Genomic DNA, 1,852 nt, shown 5'->3' on the forward strand with positions numbered 1-1,852 from the left:
CCAAGCGCATAGGGGGCGGCTCGAGGGATGGGAGCTCGGTCGCAAGCCTAAAGCCCCGAAAGGGGATTGCAACAAGGTCGCCTAGGGCCTTTTGGACAGAGGCGATGGCTTCTGTCGCAAGCCTAAAGCCCCGAAAGGGGATTGCAACAGGACTAGCTGGATGCGAAGTAATGGAAGGGGCCCCAAATGGGTCGCAAGCCCAAAGCCCTGAAAGGGGATTGCAACGCTGCGCGAATTTCACGCTGTCTGGCCTCCGGGTCCCAACCAACCCGATGGGGTGGCCCTGAGGGTGGGGTATGCGGAGTGGGGTTGTCTTCTGTTCTGAAATTTGGTTTTTGGTACATTTGGTACATGCAGGGCGAAACCAACAAGGTGCTTATCCTAACCGTAGGGCAGACCATTGAGCCGCTCGAGTTCTCTCTAACCGAACACGCCCCCTTGTCCGGCGTGGTGTTTGTGGCCAGTCAATCGAGCTATCCGGTAGCGGGTGAGCTGCTTAGGCGTTACGGCGACCATTTTCGCCACTACACCCTGCTCCTCAACGACCACGAGGACCTGAACGAGGCCTACCGCAAAGGCATAGAGGCCTTGCGAAAAGCCCTTGAATGGGACGGAAGGCCTATCCTGGCGGATATTTCCGGGGGTACCAAAACCATGGTGGCAGGACTTACGCTGGCCTTGAGCGGAAAAGGGGTGACCTTCAGTTATGTGGGCGGCAGCCAGCGCGACTCCCAGGGCAGGGTGGTGAGCGGCAGCGAGCGCATGCGCTACCTGGAAGACCCCACCTACCGCTATGGTCTGCGCGAGTGGGAGGGCTTCCGGCGCGCCTGGAACGGGGCCGACTTCAGGGCCGCGCAGGACTTCCTAAGCGAGCTGCTGGCCCGGCCCCTGACCCCTTCGGAGGAGCGCTTCTACACCCACCTGAGAGGGGTGGCAGAGGGGATGCTGGACTGGGATTTATTCCACCACAAGGCCGCCTGGCAGAAGCTGGAGGAGCACCTCGAGCCGGCCCTGGCCGTTGCCGAGGCCTGGGGGCACGGGGCTAAGGTGCGGGTCTTGCAGGAACTTAAGGAGGCCAAGGGGCGGCTCAGGAACATACTGGACAATGAGAACCGGCCCACCTTTGCCCTATTGGCCGACCTGCTGGCCAACGCCGAGCGCCGCGCCCGGCGGGGGCGCTACGACGACGCCCTGGCCCGGCTTTACCGGGCCATCGAGATGGCCTCCGAGGCCGATATCTTTGAGCGCACGAAGGTGCAGCTAAAGGACGAAAAAACTTTTGTGGGTAAATATGAGCAACACCTGGTCTGGGCCCAGCGCTACAGGCAGGCCGTGGGGCTTAGGGAGGTGCTTGAGGTGGCGGCGGGTTTCGATAGCTCCCTGGGGAAACGGGAAACCCTGTCACAGCGCCTGCTCGCTGATTACACCGGCAACGGCTCGCTGGGCGGCCTGCTGGCCCAGCGCAACAAGAGCATCCTGGCCCACGGGCACCAGCCGGTCAAAGAAGAAGATTACCAGAAGCTTTGGGATTACCTGCGGAACCTGGGCCTGGAGGCCGCGCCTGCCTGGCCTGCCTTCTAGCGGGGGCTTTATGGAAGAGCTTGTGGTCGAGCAGGTGAGCTTCGCCTACCGGGGCCGGAGGGTGGTGGAGGGGGTGAGCCTGGGCCTCAGGCCGGGGGAGTGGCTAGCCCTCCTGGGCCCCAACGGAGCCGGCAAGAGCACCCTGCTGCGCCTTATGGCGGGGCTGGTCTGGCCCCAGGGGGGAGAAGTGTGGCTGGAGGGCCGGCGGCTTGCGGAGTACCGGAGCTGGGAGAGGGGCCAGCGGATTGCCTTTCTTCCCCAAACGGGCCCC

2 protein-coding genes are annotated in these 1,852 nt (G+C 63.3%); both read left to right on the forward strand.

The genetic code is table 11. The annotated features are described in order from the left end of the window. Positions 1 to 351: 351 nt before the first annotated feature. Positions 352 to 1,581 carry a TIGR02710 family CRISPR-associated CARF protein gene (locus NZ849_RS11985; RefSeq protein ID WP_295407921.1) on the forward strand — a complete coding sequence of 410 codons (1,230 nt, stop codon included), beginning with the start codon at positions 352 to 354 and terminating at the stop codon, positions 1,579 to 1,581. A gap of 10 nt (positions 1,582 to 1,591) precedes the next feature. Beyond that, positions 1,592 to 1,852, forward strand: a 261-nt coding sequence (locus NZ849_RS11990) for an ATP-binding cassette domain-containing protein (RefSeq protein WP_295407924.1), incomplete at its 3' end; no start/stop codon positions are given.

It is taken from the genome of Meiothermus sp. (assembly GCF_025060375.1).
In the GTDB taxonomy this organism is placed as follows: Bacteria; Deinococcota; Deinococci; order Deinococcales; family Thermaceae; genus Meiothermus.